The 15,659-nt window shown below is 44.5% G+C and carries 13 protein-coding genes and 1 pseudogene; 8 read left to right on the top strand and 6 right to left on the bottom strand.

The genetic code is table 11. From position 1 onward, the window contains the following. Positions 1-167: 167 nt before the first annotated feature. Both NE665_RS21405 and NE665_RS21400 read right to left on the bottom strand, forming a co-directional pair. Positions 168-800, bottom strand: coding sequence for a response regulator transcription factor (locus tag NE665_RS21405; protein WP_117444899.1), 633 nt, complete (start codon positions 798-800; stop codon positions 168-170). Continuing rightward, positions 781-1,872 (bottom strand): sensor histidine kinase, encoded by a 1,092-nt coding sequence (locus NE665_RS21400; protein WP_178760123.1) that lies wholly within the window; start codon positions 1,870-1,872, stop codon positions 781-783. The genes NE665_RS21405 and NE665_RS21400 overlap by 20 nt, the downstream gene beginning before the upstream one ends. A 159-nt stretch (positions 1,873-2,031) precedes the next feature. On the opposite strand from NE665_RS21400, the gene NE665_RS21395 reads away from it, so the two are divergent. Genes NE665_RS21395 through NE665_RS21385 form a run of 3 tightly spaced genes read left to right on the top strand, consistent with a single transcriptional unit; the run spans position 2,032 to position 5,308 of the window. Then, on the top strand, positions 2,032-2,964 hold the full coding sequence (locus NE665_RS21395; protein WP_117444897.1) for an ABC transporter ATP-binding protein: 933 nt from the start codon (positions 2,032-2,034) through the stop codon (positions 2,962-2,964). Between the two features lie 12 nt (positions 2,965-2,976). Further along, a complete protein-coding gene (locus NE665_RS21390; protein WP_117444896.1) occupies positions 2,977-4,104 on the top strand; it encodes an ABC transporter permease in 1,128 nt (375 codons plus the stop codon). 1 nt (position 4,105) lies between these two features. Continuing rightward, complete coding sequence (locus tag NE665_RS21385) at positions 4,106-5,308, top strand: ABC transporter permease (RefSeq protein WP_117444895.1); 1,203 nt, start codon at positions 4,106-4,108, stop codon at positions 5,306-5,308. 329 nt (positions 5,309-5,637) lie between these two features. Here NE665_RS21385 and NE665_RS21380 read toward each other — a convergent pair whose 3' ends face one another. After that, on the bottom strand, positions 5,638-8,001 hold the full coding sequence (locus NE665_RS21380; protein WP_117444894.1) for a cation-translocating P-type ATPase: 2,364 nt from the start codon (positions 7,999-8,001) through the stop codon (positions 5,638-5,640). An 857-nt stretch (positions 8,002-8,858) separates the two neighbouring features. On the opposite strand from NE665_RS21380, the gene NE665_RS21375 reads away from it, so the two are divergent. From NE665_RS21375 to NE665_RS21365, 3 genes and pseudogenes are all read left to right on the top strand, one after another. Further along, positions 8,859-10,007, top strand: a complete 1,149-nt coding sequence (locus NE665_RS21375; protein ID WP_147324032.1) for a hypothetical protein — start codon at positions 8,859-8,861, stop codon at positions 10,005-10,007. Positions 10,008-10,336: 329 nt separating this feature from the next. Further along, positions 10,337-11,035, top strand: a pseudogene (locus tag NE665_RS21370) (ATP-binding cassette domain-containing protein); the annotation flags it as partial. Positions 11,036-11,680: 645 nt separating this feature from the next. Next, positions 11,681-11,833: a hypothetical protein gene (locus tag NE665_RS21365; RefSeq protein WP_178760122.1), complete on the top strand. Its 153-nt coding sequence runs from the start codon at positions 11,681-11,683 to the stop codon at positions 11,831-11,833. Positions 11,834-12,110: 277 nt separating this feature from the next. Here NE665_RS21365 and NE665_RS21360 read toward each other — a convergent pair whose 3' ends face one another. Continuing rightward, complete coding sequence (locus tag NE665_RS21360) at positions 12,111-12,563, bottom strand: DMT family transporter (protein WP_117444891.1); 453 nt, start codon at positions 12,561-12,563, stop codon at positions 12,111-12,113. Next, positions 12,560-12,979 (bottom strand): DMT family transporter, encoded by a 420-nt coding sequence (locus NE665_RS21355; protein WP_117444890.1) that lies wholly within the window; start codon positions 12,977-12,979, stop codon positions 12,560-12,562. The genes NE665_RS21360 and NE665_RS21355 overlap by 4 nt, the downstream gene beginning before the upstream one ends. A gap of 142 nt (positions 12,980-13,121) precedes the next feature. On the opposite strand from NE665_RS21355, the gene NE665_RS21350 reads away from it, so the two are divergent. Next, positions 13,122-13,793: a cyclic nucleotide-binding domain-containing protein gene (locus tag NE665_RS21350; RefSeq protein WP_117444889.1), complete on the top strand. Its 672-nt coding sequence runs from the start codon at positions 13,122-13,124 to the stop codon at positions 13,791-13,793. Then, positions 13,790-14,650, top strand: a complete 861-nt coding sequence (locus NE665_RS21345; RefSeq protein ID WP_117444888.1) for a DUF4299 family protein — start codon at positions 13,790-13,792, stop codon at positions 14,648-14,650. The genes NE665_RS21350 and NE665_RS21345 overlap by 4 nt, the downstream gene beginning before the upstream one ends. Positions 14,651-14,802: 152 nt before the next feature. Here the strand turns inward: NE665_RS21345 and plsY are convergent, their stop codons facing one another. Beyond that, the gene (gene plsY, locus NE665_RS21340; protein WP_117444606.1) at positions 14,803-15,414 is read right to left on the bottom strand and encodes a glycerol-3-phosphate 1-O-acyltransferase PlsY; all 612 of its coding nucleotides are present in this window, start codon (positions 15,412-15,414) and stop codon (positions 14,803-14,805) included. Between the last annotated feature and the right edge of the window lie 245 nt (positions 15,415-15,659).

Below are 15,659 nucleotides of genomic sequence, written 5' to 3'. Positions count from 1 at the left end.
GACGGAGAGATTTCTATCTTTTCTTTTACCTTTCTGATGAAGATATTATACACAAAATACAGCAAACCCCACAAACTATATAGATAAAAACTGGAGTGCCACAAGTTTTTGTGGAGAACTCCAGTTTTCCGAGTTATTCTAGATACTCCTTTTGTGGAGGTGTGGAATTACATGTCCTTTGGCTGCAGGTTTTGATAATAGAAAATCGCAAGCTGGGTGCGATCTCGCAGCTGCAGCTTTTCCAATAGGCTGCTGAGATAATTGCGGACGGTTCCTTCACTGAGGAACAACGTCTGTGCCAGCTCTTTATTGTTGAGGCCCTTGGCAACCAGCTGAATGAAATGTAGCTCGCGCTCGTTCAGATCGTAGCTGCAAAGCGCTTCCTTTGTATTCTGCTTCAGTAAATCCGGAAGCTTGGCAATAATCTCCGTATTAAAAACATTCTGCCCCATATAAACCGCCTCCAGAGCCGGGATGATGGAATCGAAGTTCTGCTTCAGTATATATCCCTTTACACCTAACTTTAAGGCGCGGATGATATACTCATCATCGGAGAAGGTTGTCAAAAACAGGATACGGGCATGCGGATCGCTGTGCAGGATTGCTTCACTGGCATCCACGCCATTCATGTCCTCCATGCGTATATCCATTAACAGCACATCGGGCTGTGTTTCCCTGTATAGCTGCAGAGCTTCCCTGCCGCTGTAGCCGATGCCGGCAATGGTTTGTCCCTGTGCCTCAAGTATGGTTTTTAAAGAGCTGCATACAAGCCTGTCATCATCAACAATCAGTATTCTCATGGTTTATGTCCTCCTTCGGCAATGTGATGTAAATTTGAAAGCCGGGTGCACGGGTGATATTCAGATAGCCATGCATATCCTCTACACGCTCTCGCATATTGCTTAAGCCGATGCCCTTGTTCTGCCAGGGAACGCTGCTGTGCTTCGTGCCGTTATCACGTAATATCAGCTGATAGAAGGCCGGCTGTTCGCGTACTGTAATACGGTATCTGGTCGCATTGGAATGCTTCATCGTGTTGTTCATGCTTTCCTTTACAATGGCAAGAATATGATAGATTGTCTGCTGCGGCAGGGGATGCAGCACATCGTATTCCAGTGCAGCATCACAGAAGCTGTAATCCTTTAGCAGCCGGTTTAATGTAAGCTGCAAATCGAGGGCATCATCATGCAGATCATGTACACTGCTGCGAACATTATCCATCCCCTGAGAAAGGGTGTTGCGTAAATTCTGGAGCGGCTCCTTCAGCTTCTCTTCCTTCTGAATTGCCTGTATAGCGCCAATCTGTAGCAGTGAGCTGCTGAGCAAATGTCCCACATGATCATGAATTTCTCTGGCAATCCGGTTTCGTTCATCCAGAATGGCAACCCTGATTTCCTGTTCCTGCTGCACAAGAAGATTCCTGTTTTTATTGGACAGCATATCTGCGAGCTCCTTTGTCGCATCGCGCTGCCGCATGAAGGAGAGCTTGATTTCCTCATTCTCCTCCCACTGCTGTCGAAGCAAAATAGCAAATATTGAGAAAATGGCAACTGCACTGCATAGAAACAGGGTTTCCATGCGCAGATGAAAGAGAATCGGAAGCAGATACAGTAGGAGCGGATAGGAGAAGTGTCGGCTCACACAATACAGCAGCAGCGGCAGATAATACAGATAGCTTTGCTGCAGGGCTGCAAGTATGGCGAAGAGAACCGTAGCATACGGCAGCCATTTGCGTCCTGTATACAGATAGGACATAGATGCCAATATGACTGCGGAAAGCAAGGCCAGCAGGCGGTATAGCTGATGGTCATAAAAAAAACTGAAGCAGCAGCCGATACACAAAAATAACAGATAATTTATAAGCTGTTTCATGGCTTCTCCTCCTGTTCTGTCTATATTTTACCATTGTTTTCGCAGAGATACAATTTGTCATACCGGAATGTGACATCTGTCACATGCAAATGTGAAGATATACACTACCGGAAATTTCCTGAAGTATGTATACTGTAAGTAGAACAAGGAGGGAGCATCATGATTATTGAAGTAAGCAATCTGGTGAAAAGATACAAGGAGCTGATCGCGCTGGACCATTTCCAGCTGGAGGTTGAGGAAGGGGAAATTTTAGGTCTGCTGGGGCCGAATGGAAGCGGGAAGACAACGGCAATCAACTGTATGCTGGCTCTGTTAACATACGATAAGGGCGACATCCGCATATTCGGAAAGCAGATGAAGGCGGACAGCTACGACTTGAAGCAGCAAATCGGTGTTGTACCGCAGAACGTGGCAGTCTTTCATGAGCTGAGCGTCGAGGACAATATCAATTACTTTTGCGGACTGTATGTCAGTGATAAAGCAAAGCGCAAAGAACTTGTGGATGAGGCAATCCGTTTTGTTTCCTTGGAGGAGTTTCGGAAATTTAGACCGGGAAAGCTGAGCGGCGGTTTATTAAGACGGTTGAATATCGCCTGTGGAATTGCACATCAGCCAAAGCTCATTTTCATGGATGAGCCTACGGTCGCAGTCGATCCACAGAGCCGTAATGCAATACTGGAGGGGATACGACGCCTGAATGCACAGGGGGCAACCATCGTATACACCTCTCATTATATGGAAGAGGTTGAAGAAATCTGCAGCCGCATCATCATCATAGACAAAGGAAAAACCATTGCGGCAGGCTCCAAGGAGGAACTGAAGGCCGGTATCATGATGAAGGAAAAGATTGAAGTGGAGCAGGTGAAGCTGCATGAGCAGCAGGTACGGGATATTCAGGATATCGCAAATGTGTTCTCCGTACAGTACAATGCCAATGTTCTGCAGGTTAAATTTACCGAAGGTAAACGCAATCTGGCCAATCTGCTGGATTACTTTACACAGGAAAATATCACCTATGGCAAGGTGTATTCCCAGCAGCCAACCCTGAATGATGTCTTCCTGGAAATCACAGGAAAACAGCTGCGGGATTAAGGAGGGGTGAATATGCTGCATTTACTGAAATACAGATTTCGGCTGATGATACGAAACAGGGTGCTGCTGTTTTGGACATTGGTGTTTCCCATGCTGCTGACAACCTTCTTTGGAATGGTGTTGAAGGATGCCTATACGGTGGATACCTTTCAAAGTATTCCGATTGCGGTTATCGAACAGAAGGATCTAACACAGCTGAAGGCTGTTCTTGAGGATGTAAAGCAAGAGGATACGGCATTGTTCAAGGTCAGCTATGTGAGTGAGAAGCAGGCAAAAAAGCTGTTAAAGGAGGATAAGGTCAGTGCGGTTGTAGCTATGCAGGAGCCGATTGTAATCACAGTGAACCAGAACGGTCTGAACCAGACGATTACAAAAACCTTCTTTGATGAATACAGTCAGAAAATCAACCTGATTGAGGAGGCGATGCAGCTGCACCCGGATGGGTCTGCTGTCGCAAGGCTGTTTACGCAGACGGCCTCCCATGTGGAGGAGGCAAATGCGGATCACACGGATGTATCTGCGGTATTCTTCTACACTGTGCTGGCAATGAATGCCATGTTCGGCGGATACTGGGCAATCAATTCCATGTTTGAGCTGCAGGCAAATCAGAGTGAACGCGCTGCACGTCTCTCGGTATCACCAATGCACAAGGGAAAGGCACTGCTTGCAGATTTCATCGTAGATATAGCAATACAGATCGTCTTTCTGCTGATTCAGTTTTCCTACATGTATTACATTCTGGATGTATCCTTTGGAGCACAGCTTGGCTATGTCTTCCTCATGATGGTGCTGGGAGCCTTTGCCGGAAACGCCTTTGGCATCTTGATTGGCAGTATCACAAGCCGAATTCCTTTGGATGGCAAAACAGGAATCATGACCTCCATTACACTGATCTGCAGTGCACTGGCTGGTATGATGATGGTACAGCTGAAATACTATGTACAGGAATATGCTCCGTTTTTAACCTATATCAATCCGGTGAATATGATAACGGATGGTTTGTATTCCCTGTACTACTATGGTGTGGGAGAACGTTATTTCTTAAATCTTGCACTCCTTGCAGGCTTTACGATGGTATGCTATCTGATTAGCTTCCGTGCACTTAGCAGGAAGAGCTACAACAGTCTGGGGGTGCGTTAAAATGAGTGTTTTAAAGGTCTATTATAAGATTATGAAGTCACATGGGGTGACGATGATGATTTATATAACAATTTTCTTCATCGTCTTCTTCGTATTCGGCATATCCGCATCCCAGCGCAGTGATATTAAATTGTATGAGGGAACCAAGCCGAATATCGCCGTTCTTGATCAGGATGGCAGCAGGCTGAGTAAGCATTTAAAAGCCTATCTTGGAAAGCAGGCGGATATTCGGCATGAAAATGTATCACAAACGGATGCCAAGGATGCGCTGTTCTATGGCGATGTATCCGCAATCATAACGATTCCGAAGGGCTTCGAGGAGGATTTTGCTTCTGCAAGTGAAGCAGTTTCCATGAAGCAGCGTCCGGATGATGCAAACGGTGTTCTGCTACAGCAGACCATCAATAAATATCTGGATACCATGCATGCGTATGAAACGCTTTATCCAAATCAGGATATCGATGGTCTGGACAGTCGTGTACAGAAAAATCTAAGCACAATAGCAAATATCAGAATGTCAGATTCTGAGGAGGTTGCTACCTCTGCCATGCTGCGCGGGGCGTATTTCAATTATGCCTCCTATATTCTTCTGGTTGTCATGATCCTGATGATCGGCTTAACGATGCATTCCTTTTTCGATGCGGAGATCACCAAACGGAATCTGATAGCACCGGTATCGCAAAATCGTATGAATCTGCAGCTGGTAATCTGCAATCTGTCCGTAGGTATTGCATTATGGGGAGCTATGATGCTGATGATTCTGGCTATGACATGGGATTCCATGATGACGCTGGGAGGACTGCTGGAGGCTGTCAATGCATTTGTGTTCATGCTGATGTGTGTTTCCATGTCATTCATGTTCTGTGTGATTTCCACCAAGAGCAAGCATCCGGATGATATGCTGAACGGTATCAGTAATATCGTCGGTCTGGGTTGCAGTTTTCTATGCGGTGCCTTTGTACCGTTGAGTATGATTGGCGAAAATATCCTCGTAATCTCCCGGTTTCTGCCCAGCTACTGGTATGTAAAGCTGAATGATTCTCTGACCTCGGCAGTGCACGTCAGCAATGAGCTGTTGAAAGAGGCCTTTATGACCTATGGTATCCTGCTACTGTTTGCCGCAGCCTTTCTATGTATCGCATTGGTGATTATGAAAAGCCGCCGTACGCAGGATGCACTGGAGGATACCAGCATGCAGTCATAACAAAACGCGGTAATTCCTTTCTTAAATTCGATCATAGGGAATCCAAGGTGATTGTGTATCGCAATTCCTGGATTCCTTTTTTATGTATTGCAATGCGCTCAAATAAAAAAAGGATATCGGAATAATCGTAGGGTTAAGTGCTTCTTCTAACGTATGACAGGGTGAAAAAGAAAAGTAGACAATTCGTAGAACCGTCTACTTAATGAACAGCTGTTCATGGACTGCAGGGCCAGCGTACTGTTGCTTATGTACCGCTTAAATTCTTTCTTTGCAAGAGGCTTGAGGGTATCCTGCATTGGTTTTCTTTTTCACAAGGCTCAGAGGATGGTCTATTTACCAACCGCAAGCAGTCGCTCCTTGAGCTTAAAGCGATTTCCAAAGCGAAAGAAGAAGTCCATGACGAACGGAATAGCAGCTATACCGGCACCGGTCAGTACGAATTGCATATAGCTTAGTCGCACCAAGGAGAAAATCCCCGGCAAGAAGACGATACATGCAACAAACAGCGCAGTCATGATGGAGAAGATGAGCAGACGCTTTCTGGTAAACGGCGTACATACCCGATAGAGGACAATCAAGGAGCTGGTGCCTGTCAGCAGCACGCACATGGTGGACATGGCAGCGGGCGTCATCTGAAAGAACAGTGAGGATATATTAACATAAAGGATACTGAGTACGACACACAGCGCTCCGGGAAGGGCACGTCCTAATACATTGATCAGGAAATTTCCTTCCACGCGGGCATGATTTGCTTCCAATGCTAGAAAGAAGGAAGGAATACCAATCGTACAGGAGGAAATCAGTGTAAGCTGAATCGGCTCAAACGGATAGCGGCTCATAAAGAAGAGCGTCAGAATACTGAGAATGGTAGAAAATGTTGTTTTTACCAGAAACAGAGAAGCGGCACGTTGAATATTGTTGATGACTCTTCGCCCCTCATCCACAATGTGCGGCATACTTGCAAAGTTATTATCCAGCAGAACCAGATTGGCAATATTCTTAGCTGCCTCACTTCCTTGCGCAACGGAGATACTGCAATCCGCTTCCTTCAATGCCATAACATCATTTACTCCGTCTCCGATCATTGCTGTTATATGTCCTTGTTCCTTCAAAGCACGAATCATCAGCTTTTTCTGCATTGGCGAAACGCGCCCGAATACGGTATAGGCTTTCACTGCCTCCGGGATATCCTCATCCTTTAAGGTGCTGGCGTCCACATAGCGCTCATAATTTTTTAGATTTGCCTTATGCGCAATTTCATGAACAGTGCGCGGATCATCACCACTGATGACCTTGACATCAACGCCCTGTGACAGAAAGTAGTCCAGGGTTTGCGGCGCCTCCTTACGAATCGGATCGCTGAGCAGCAGCAAAGCGATGATTGTATTGCTTCTGGATGGCTCCTGCTTCATGCTTTCATCACTGTGCGCCAGTACCAGCACACGGTTTCCAAGACTAGCCTGCTTATCAATTTCAGCCTGCAGCTCTGCATTTTCACTGCCGTTGACAAATTCATAGGCTCCCATGATATAGGTGCCGCGATTTTCAAAGCTTACAGCGCTCAGCTTTCTTGCACTCGAGAAGGGAAGCGTATGTAATACGGAAAACGACTCGTACTCCTGCGGAGTATGCTTGCGAATCGCCTGCGCGGTTGCATTGTCATCCTGCAGGGCATCCATCATATTCGCCAGAATGAGAAGAATTTCGTCTTCACTGCTTTGCAATGGCACAATGCGCTCCACCTGCATATTGCCTTCCGTGATGGTTCCTGTCTTATCCAAACAAAGGGTATCCACACGTGCCAGTGTTTCGATGCAGTACAGCTCCTGCACCAGCGTTTTGCGCTTTGCAAGATTGATGGAGCCTACAGCAAGCGCAACACTCGTCAGTAAAACAAGACCCTCCGGAATCATCCCCAGCAATGCCGCAACTGTAGATACGATTGCCTGCGGCAGAGTACTCTCTGTTAGAAAAAACTGCTTGGAAAACAGCAGGATGCCAACAGGAATGATAATGATACCAATCGTCTTAATTATGAAGTTAATGGAATCGCGCAGCTGGGATTTATGCTTTTTGAAGGTTTTTGCATCCTTCATAATCGTGGCGGCATAATTATCCTTGCCCACATGCTCCACCTGAACCTTTGCTTGTCCACTGACAACAAAGCTGCCTGAATACAGAGTATCGTGCTTATGCTTGACGATGATATCCGATTCGCCGGTAACGAGTGATTCGTTCACCTCCAAACGCCCCTCTACGACCAGGGCGTCGGCACATACCTGAGAGCCTGTGGATAAACACAGAATGTCATCCAGAACGATATCATCCATATGCAGCTCGATTTCCTTGCCGTTGCGCAGTACCTTGAGATAGGGCTGTGTAATCAAAGAAAGCTTATCCAGAACACGCTTTGCCCGAATTTCCTGAAAGATACCGATGACCAGATTGGAAACCACAACCCCCAGAAAGAGCAAATTCTTAAAGGAGCCGATAAATATGATCAGACCAGCCAAAATGGCATTGATCAGATTAAACAGGGTCAATACATTGTCCCGAAATATTTCCTCATAGCTTTTGGTAATGCGCTCATCTTGTGTATTGATACAGCCTGCATCAATACGTTGCTGAACCTGAGAATCGCTGAGACCCTGTGCAGGATCGATCCATTCTCGTTTGTCGTCATTGCTGTGCATGAAATCACCTCGTATATGTATATTATAGCAAATCCTCATGACTTTGGGCCTTACGCTTTTGTAATTTTGTCGTATTTCTTTCTTAAATATTTCTAAACTGCTCTGTCTTTTAGTATATGGAATCTCAAGAAAACTATGTAAAAGGAATTTTTATCAGATTTACAGCAGGAGATACAGCTTCCACGAATTCATATCTGCCTTGGAGCACACAGTTTTAAATGACATATCGGACAATACAGACGTTTTCAGTGATATTCTTCTGCGCTGTTTACACTGTTCTTTCCGCATGTGAAGAACTGCAGTTATCAGAATTCACGTAGAGATTATAAAAAAGGGACGAAAAGGAAAGTGATAACGTAAGCGACTGTTGGAAGAAACTGATTTATGTTAATGTTGAGGTTTAAGTAACCCCTTTCAATTATTGGCGTTTCATACGTCTTAAACTTGTTCAAAATCGTGTTTTTATCAAAGGAATATGGTATAGTGTGTTAAGACAGGGAGGGATGCGTATGATTTTCTTTCCGAAACTGATCACAAAGGGGAGCACAAAAGAAGCAGAAGAGAATGTATACTGAACATCCGAGAACCGGTTGTTTCTATAATTCTATTCAGCAGCATGTGGATGTCATTACAAGCAGAAGAACATACGGGTGAAATACCCGAAGGCTATGAATGCCGGAAACCGTATGCGCAGGCTTGGGGTCATGCTTCCAACAGATATAACAGGATGCTTTATGGAACGCATAAGGTATCTATTAAGAAGGCGGGTGATTGCTATATTTGGTAAGAAAAAGCTGTTTGTATGCACGCTCTTGTTGTTTATAATAATGTCCTCATGTTCAAAGAAAGACACAGAAATGCAGACAGAGTCTCCATTTGCTTATCAGGATAAGCAGTTACATATTGAAAATCCTATGCAATTAAAAGAGACAACAATTACAGAAATTGAACACATATCACTTGCGAAAGGGGAGTATAAGCAATATATTGTCGGGAATCAAAAAGCATATATTATCATATTATATAATCCGTATTATGGTAAGAGTGTAGCCGGTGGATGGCATTATGCAAGAAAAATTTATAGCTATGATTTTAAGACAGAGGAATTGATGTTAAAAAAGGAATTCAAAGAAAAGGTATGGGTGGTCGATTATATCGAATTTGAAAATGCTAGTTATTATGCTGTCCTTGATTTAGAGGAAGAGGAACCAGGCACAGTTAAAATAATGAAGGAAAAAGACGGTAAGCAGGAAGTACTGCATACGATTACAAATGACAATTATTCTGAATTTCGTCCTAGATTCACAGTAAATCAGGGTATTCTTTATTATTTTTTATGTGATGTAAAAGCAGTGACGGGCAAACAGGAGCAATATGAACTTCGTCAGAAGATGATAAGCAGGGAAAACGATAGCGAAAAAACACTTTTTTCGTTTCATGCTCCGTATGCTGGATATCATAACTGGAGTCAGAAGGAAGGAAGCTATCTGGGGACAACTGAGATGTATGTGCAGCCTTCCGGAACAATCCTTTTTCAGGAAGTATGTCCGGATAAGCAGGTCTTGCATTATCTGATAAATGGGAAATGGAAAACACATACAGTAGCAAAAGATGAATCTGTCCGTGGCTACCTTCTTGAGAATGTTATTCTGTATAAGAAATCAGAGGATGCAAATTACATACTGGATCTAAAGACGAAAAAGCGTAAAATCATAGATACTGTGCCAGAGCATATTGAATTTTCCTCGCAGCTGAGTGATAATCTTATGTATTTCAGCGGCAACTTTGAGGGTGGTAAATATATGTGGATAGATGCAAAGGGGAATTTAAAGATAGAAAATGCGGATTTATATGGTAAATTAAACAAAGGAAAAGAAGCTTCCATCCGAATAGAAGCTGATCAGGGCTATGTTCTATGCAGTGTGATCACGGTTGTGGATGAAATGAATGATACACAGAGATTTTATCATCTGGAGTATCCTGTACAATATCTTACCCCCGCATGAGTGTGACCTGGTGTATTGGTTGAACAGCAGGATATCCATGCACATGGAGTGTTATGGAGTAGTATATAGTAGGATGAGTGTTGTATCCTAGAATGGATGAGCCTTGCTTTTAGCGTGCTTATCCTTTTTTTGTATTCGTCTCACAAAGCACTTCAGGTACATGCTTAAATCCGCATATACATGCCTTCTCCTAGGAATCGTCTGTATGCTTGCTTCTTTTATGATTCATCTGTATGTTGGACAATTTATAAAACTACAAACGGAAAGCAAGATTGCATACGAATGGTGCACATGGTATACTTGTCAGGGTAAGCATTGTGGAGGTAGGTATGAGTATTGTTACGGTAGAAAATGTATCGCACAGCTTCGGCGGAAGACAGATTCTGGAGAATGTATCCTTTCGCCTGTTGAGCGGTGAGCATGTTGGTCTTGTCGGAGCCAACGGGGAAGGGAAATCAACCTTTCTGAATATACTGACAGGAAAGCTGGTTCCAGAGGAAGGGCGTGTTGCCTGGTGCCGCAGAATCACCCGCGGTTATCTGGATCAGCATACGGTTCTGGAAAAGGGAAAGACCATTCGTGAGGTGCTGCAGGACGCCTTTTCCCACCTGTTTGAGCTGGAGGCGGAAATGCTGCAGAAATACGAAGAGATGGGAGACTGCAGTGAGGAGCGGATGAATGAGCTTCTGCAGGATGTTGGAGAAATTCAGGATATTCTGGAGCATAGCGGTTTTTATATGATAGATGCCAGAATACAGGAGGTTGCACAGGGACTGGGATTGCTGGATATCGGCTTGGAAAAGGATGTTACCATGCTGAGTGGAGGACAGCGTTCCAAGGTGCTGCTATGCAAGCTGCTGCTGGAAAATCCGATGATTCTGATTCTGGATGAGCCGACCAACCATCTGGATGTGGATGCCAAGGAGGAATTGAAGCGGGCATTAAAGGCTTACAAGGGAACGATTCTGCTGGTGTCTCATAATCCGGATTTTTATGAAGATATCGTCGATGAGGTTTGGAATCTGGAGGAATGGACAACAAAGATTCTGTAAAGCATACAGCATTCTATGCATTTGCCGATGATAGCATAAAAGGGAAGGACCTGTCTGAGCGGCAGGTTCTTTTCAGAACAAATGGTTCAGCGAGGACATGTTCTTTCACAACAGTGTGCTTTCTTTTTCTTATAGCACTTGGGCTTCACAGCTCAAAATATTTTCATAATTTATACAGCAGATTGCATCTTATGCGCATACATAGCAGAAAATTTTTAGCTCCATCATGGTGTTCAAACCTCTTTGGTATATGGTAAAACACGACTGCATGCTGCAGTATACCGTTTCCAAGTAGGAATGTGCTGCACCATAAGACCTGCAGTATGTACAGGAATAACAGTGTAAGACCACTTATCATTGTATTTTTATGAAAAATGTGCTATATATAAGATATAGAGAAGGCTGCTGCTTTGCATGCAGGAGGCTATGTGCTGACTAGCAGAACCTGTGCAGCGTGTGCATAAAGGTTATATGCAGGAGCTGAAAAAGACCGCAGTCCCGGTATGTAATGATCTTGCTATACAAAATTTCCACACTTCGTATTTACGTTCTACTGCAGCAATTCGACTTTGTTGATGTATTGTAACAGGCATGAAAAGCAACTGGAAGGAAGGTGGACGTATGTCTCAAATTTCAAAGGAAACAAAGGATTTGAACAAAACATGGGTTTCCAAACAACAGGATTTACACAAAACATACAGTAGCTATATCATCGGCGGAGGTGTACTCGTAGTTGTTGTTCTTCTGATACTGCTTGCAATGATGTACCTTTGAATCCATGCTATGTCAGCTGCTTCTGCAAACACAGGTGTGAAAATGCATTTGCTTGATCATTCTTTTCGCTTCTCGTATTGATACGGCTGATTTGCTGCAGACATGAAAAAAGAAATCTTTCTCTGTATTCCGATATGGAAACATAGATAAGATTTCTTTTTATGATGGTTGTATGCGCTGCAGTATTTCTTTTTATCACCTGTCATATTGGAAGCAGCTTTCATTATGATCAGAAACAAAGAGGGAAGCGCTTGTTCCCCTATGAGACTGTGAAGACTCAGGCTGCCGGTTTCCCTTGTGCATAGGTGTGAATCAGCAAGCCGATTATCACAATGCTGCAGCCAATCAGCTTGCGTATGGAAAACAGGTCCAGCAGAAAATAATCCAGCAGCATACCGCTTGCCAGCTGTGCAGTGAACACGATCAGCGTCAGCTGCAGCGGAGGAATCAAGGATACGATACGATTCAGCAAAATAATATTGATTACACCAATCACCCCGCCTAGCAGCAGTATCATATTCCCGCTATCCTGTAAGAGTGAAACAGAGGAGAGCGTGGATAAGCCAAACAGCAGCAGGAATACTACACTTGCTATAAGCCCTGTTGCATAATTGAAAAAGCTGCCGGACAGGGCGCCGATTTTTTCTGCGAGCAGGGCATTTATACTGCGGCTGATTACGATACTGACCCCGGCCAGCAGTGCAAGCATTACCGAAAACAGAGTACTCATTCCAGCATCACTCCAATTCCCACTAAGATGATGAACAGGGCTACCAGCTTCATCGGCTGCAGCTTCTGCTTTTGTACGCCGAACGCCTGGCTCTGTTCCAGTACGAGCGATGTTAGAATCTGGCCGCACAATCCCAGTGCGCTTACAAGGGATGCGCCCAGAACGGTGATGGTCAGATTGTTAAAGAAAACAGTAAATACTCCAATCACACCTCCCATATACAATAACCAGGAGGCACGAGGGAGCTTACGAAGAGAGATGTGCTTTACTTTTAAAACGATACACATCGTCAATAACCCACTGGCATGAATCAGTGCCGTTGCAGTATACAGCCCTGTAGCATCTGAGAGCCGTCCGTTAAACACCATCATAACACTGACTACGATTCCACTGAGTATAGCCATACGAATTGCCATATAATCACCTCGTATATAAGAATACGGATTTTTCTTGAACACGCATAGGACATATGTCATAATGAGGATAGAAAGTAAATATGCAAAAGGGGAAGGCGATACAGGATGCGTATTCCCTTTCTAAAACGGATGGAGAATGATGATGGAAAAAACGGCAGCTGCTTATATACGGAAATACGGACTTGATCAGATTCTGGAGGAACAGCATCAATCCATGCTGGAATTAAAGATATACAAACGGCGGGATATTCTTCTGCATGCGGATGCAAAGCTGCAGCATCTTTTGTTTCTGGTAAAGGGAAAGGCAAAAACCAGCTATATCAGCGCAAATGGACAAACGATACTGCATTCCTTCCTGTATCCGCTCAGCATCCTTGGCGAGGTGGAGCTGTGGAAGCAGATGCCTGTGCTGAATGAAGTGGAGGCACTGTGTGAGGTGATTGTACTGCAGCTGCCGCTGGTACGCTGTGAACGGTCATTGCGGCAGGATGTCCGCTTCCTGCAATATCTGGTATCCGAGCTGTCGGAAAAGCTGAAAAACAGTAATCGCAACGCATCCATCTCGCTTTCCTATCCGGTAGAAAATCGTCTGGCATCTTATTTGATGGCCGTGTGTGAACAGGAGGAATTCAAGGAGGATCATGGCGAGGTTAGCAGTCTGATTGGCTGCAGCTATCGGCAGCTGCAGCGTTGTCTGGCACAGTTTTGTGAGCAGGGACTGCTGTGCAAGTGTGAAAAAGGCGTCTACCGAATCAATAACCGCAAACAACTGCAGGCGCTTGGAAGAGACATCTATGGAGGTATTGCATCATGAGTGTAGATATTAAAATTGTAAATAGAGGGATTTTCAAGAAGAAGCTGAGCATGCACGATTTTCTGGAAACCGGACTGCAGGTCGGTGTCATGGACAGTGCCTGGCGCATGCAGCCACTGGAAACAGAAGCAGCAGATGATTTTATTCTGTATGACCCTGCGTGTATCGCAAGAGGAATACAGGTGGTCTGGAAGCAGCCGTATGAGGTGGAGCTGTATCTGCTGCTGCCAACCTGTCATCAGGAAATCGAAGCCTTTTATGCTCTGATTCAGCATTTATGTAAATGCTGGAAAACGAGTGCCTTTGAACAGGATGGGGAAATGCAGGAGCTGCGAAGCATTCCAGACAGTAAGCCGCGCCTTATCACGTTCAGTGACGAGTGTCTGGACTCCTTTCTAAAGGAGCATGCGGAGGGCTGTTTCTTTTCCGCTATGCATCCATTGTGGTTTGAACCGCAGGATCATGCGGAGATGCAGGAGGATTTCGGTGCATGGCTGCATAATCATCAGAAGCAGGATGTTTATTATGCAGCACCACGTATCTATCAGAAGGAGAATGGATTCTTTGGTGTATACACGATAACCTCCACCGTAGACAGTCTGCTGCCAATCAAACCGGAGGCACCCTTTGGGATGAAGGATCCGGTAAGTGGAACGGACATACAGATAGATACATGGTATGCGGCCTTTTATGATTTAGAAGAAAAGAGCTTTCTGGGACAGCTTCCATATGATACATTTACCAAGGAGCTTCATCTGCAGGATTGTGAACGCTATGATGCCAAAATGCGAAAGCTGCAAGGTATATCCGCAAAGCTTCAGCGTGAGCTGATTGTGAAATACGGTGTGGATGTCTGACGCTGTCAGGACATAGGGGTGTGGATATTGTGTAACATATGCTGGATGTGCTATCGTCTTAACCATGAAGAAATAGTATGAGATATATACAGATAAGCAAAAAAAAGAAGTGCAGCGGCGCATATGTCAGTCTGCACTTTTTCCTGTTTTCATCACAGCCAGGATATTTTGTTTTCCGTACCGTTTTTGATCTTTACGATATTTGCTCGGTGACGGTAAATCACCAGAATTGTCAGCAGCCAGCTGGCAGCGACAATCTCCACACTTATGTGCAGCTGCATATAAGTGATATAGATACTGCTGGTAAGCGCAGCACACATGCTGGCCAGTGATACCATCTTTCCTGCGTACAGCACCACCAGAAATACTGCGAACGGCACAATCAGATACCACGCACTCTGGAAGGTAAAGATAGATGTCGATAACAGAAATCCAAACATCGTCGCAACTGCTTTTCCGCCGCGAAATCCCGCAAATACCGGATAGCAGTGACCGAACGCAGCCGCAAAGCCTGCCCATATGCTCGCTTCCAGATCGAAGCAGGAAACGACACCGACAGCGACCACAACCTTCAATACATCACAGACAATGACTGAAATTCCGGCTTTTTTTCCTAACACACGTCCTGCATTGGTACCACCCAGATTGCCGCTTCCGAAATTGCGGACGTCTGTCTTATAGAAAAGCTTTCCGATGACGAGGGCAAACGGGATAGAACCCAGCAGATACCCCAGCCCCAGATACCAGATCCAGTTGATATTCATAGCTTCACCTCATTCATATTCGTCTATATTTTACCACCTTAACCACATAAGGAAAAGAAAAAAGAAACAAATCTTCTTATTTTCATATTTATAGTATATAATAATTAGGCTGTATTCGGGCCAATGGCATCAACCTAAGGAAATTTGGTTGATGCTATTTTTTATTCCTATCAGAAATCACTTCATTAATCGCTCACTATCGTTGTAGTTAAGAGTATATTATATAAATATTTTTTAATATATAT

This window comes from Clostridium sp. DFI.1.208 (assembly GCF_024463855.1).
Lineage (GTDB): Bacteria > Bacillota_I > Bacilli_A > Erysipelotrichales > Erysipelotrichaceae > Clostridium_AQ.
The sequence above is the reverse complement of the archived record's forward strand: the minus strand, read 5'-3'. Positions and strand labels throughout refer to the sequence as shown.

What these genes read in the sequence shown, in the direction of transcription:
- NE665_RS21365 (WP_178760122.1), top strand. Translation starts at nt 11,681, where the DNA reads ATGTCTCAAATTTCAAAGGAAACAAAGGATTTGAACAAAACATGGGTT.
- NE665_RS21380 (WP_117444894.1), bottom strand. Translation starts at nt 8,001, where the DNA reads ATGCACAGCAATGACGACAAACGAGAATGGATCGATCCTGCACAGGGT.
- NE665_RS21400 (WP_178760123.1), bottom strand. Translation starts at nt 1,872, where the DNA reads ATGAAACAGCTTATAAATTATCTGTTATTTTTGTGTATCGGCTGCTGC.
- NE665_RS21375 (WP_147324032.1), top strand. Translation starts at nt 8,859, where the DNA reads ATGCAGACAGAGTCTCCATTTGCTTATCAGGATAAGCAGTTACATATT.
- plsY (WP_117444606.1), bottom strand. Translation starts at nt 15,414, where the DNA reads ATGAATATCAACTGGATCTGGTATCTGGGGCTGGGGTATCTGCTGGGT.
- NE665_RS21350 (WP_117444889.1), top strand. Translation starts at nt 13,122, where the DNA reads ATGGAAAAAACGGCAGCTGCTTATATACGGAAATACGGACTTGATCAG.
- NE665_RS21345 (WP_117444888.1), top strand. Translation starts at nt 13,790, where the DNA reads ATGAGTGTAGATATTAAAATTGTAAATAGAGGGATTTTCAAGAAGAAG.
- NE665_RS21355 (WP_117444890.1), bottom strand. Translation starts at nt 12,979, where the DNA reads ATGGCAATTCGTATGGCTATACTCAGTGGAATCGTAGTCAGTGTTATG.
- NE665_RS21405 (WP_117444899.1), bottom strand. Translation starts at nt 800, where the DNA reads ATGAGAATACTGATTGTTGATGATGACAGGCTTGTATGCAGCTCTTTA.
- NE665_RS21390 (WP_117444896.1), top strand. Translation starts at nt 2,977, where the DNA reads ATGCTGCATTTACTGAAATACAGATTTCGGCTGATGATACGAAACAGG.
- NE665_RS21385 (WP_117444895.1), top strand. Translation starts at nt 4,106, where the DNA reads ATGAGTGTTTTAAAGGTCTATTATAAGATTATGAAGTCACATGGGGTG.
- NE665_RS21395 (WP_117444897.1), top strand. Translation starts at nt 2,032, where the DNA reads ATGATTATTGAAGTAAGCAATCTGGTGAAAAGATACAAGGAGCTGATC.
- NE665_RS21360 (WP_117444891.1), bottom strand. Translation starts at nt 12,563, where the DNA reads ATGAGTACTCTGTTTTCGGTAATGCTTGCACTGCTGGCCGGGGTCAGT.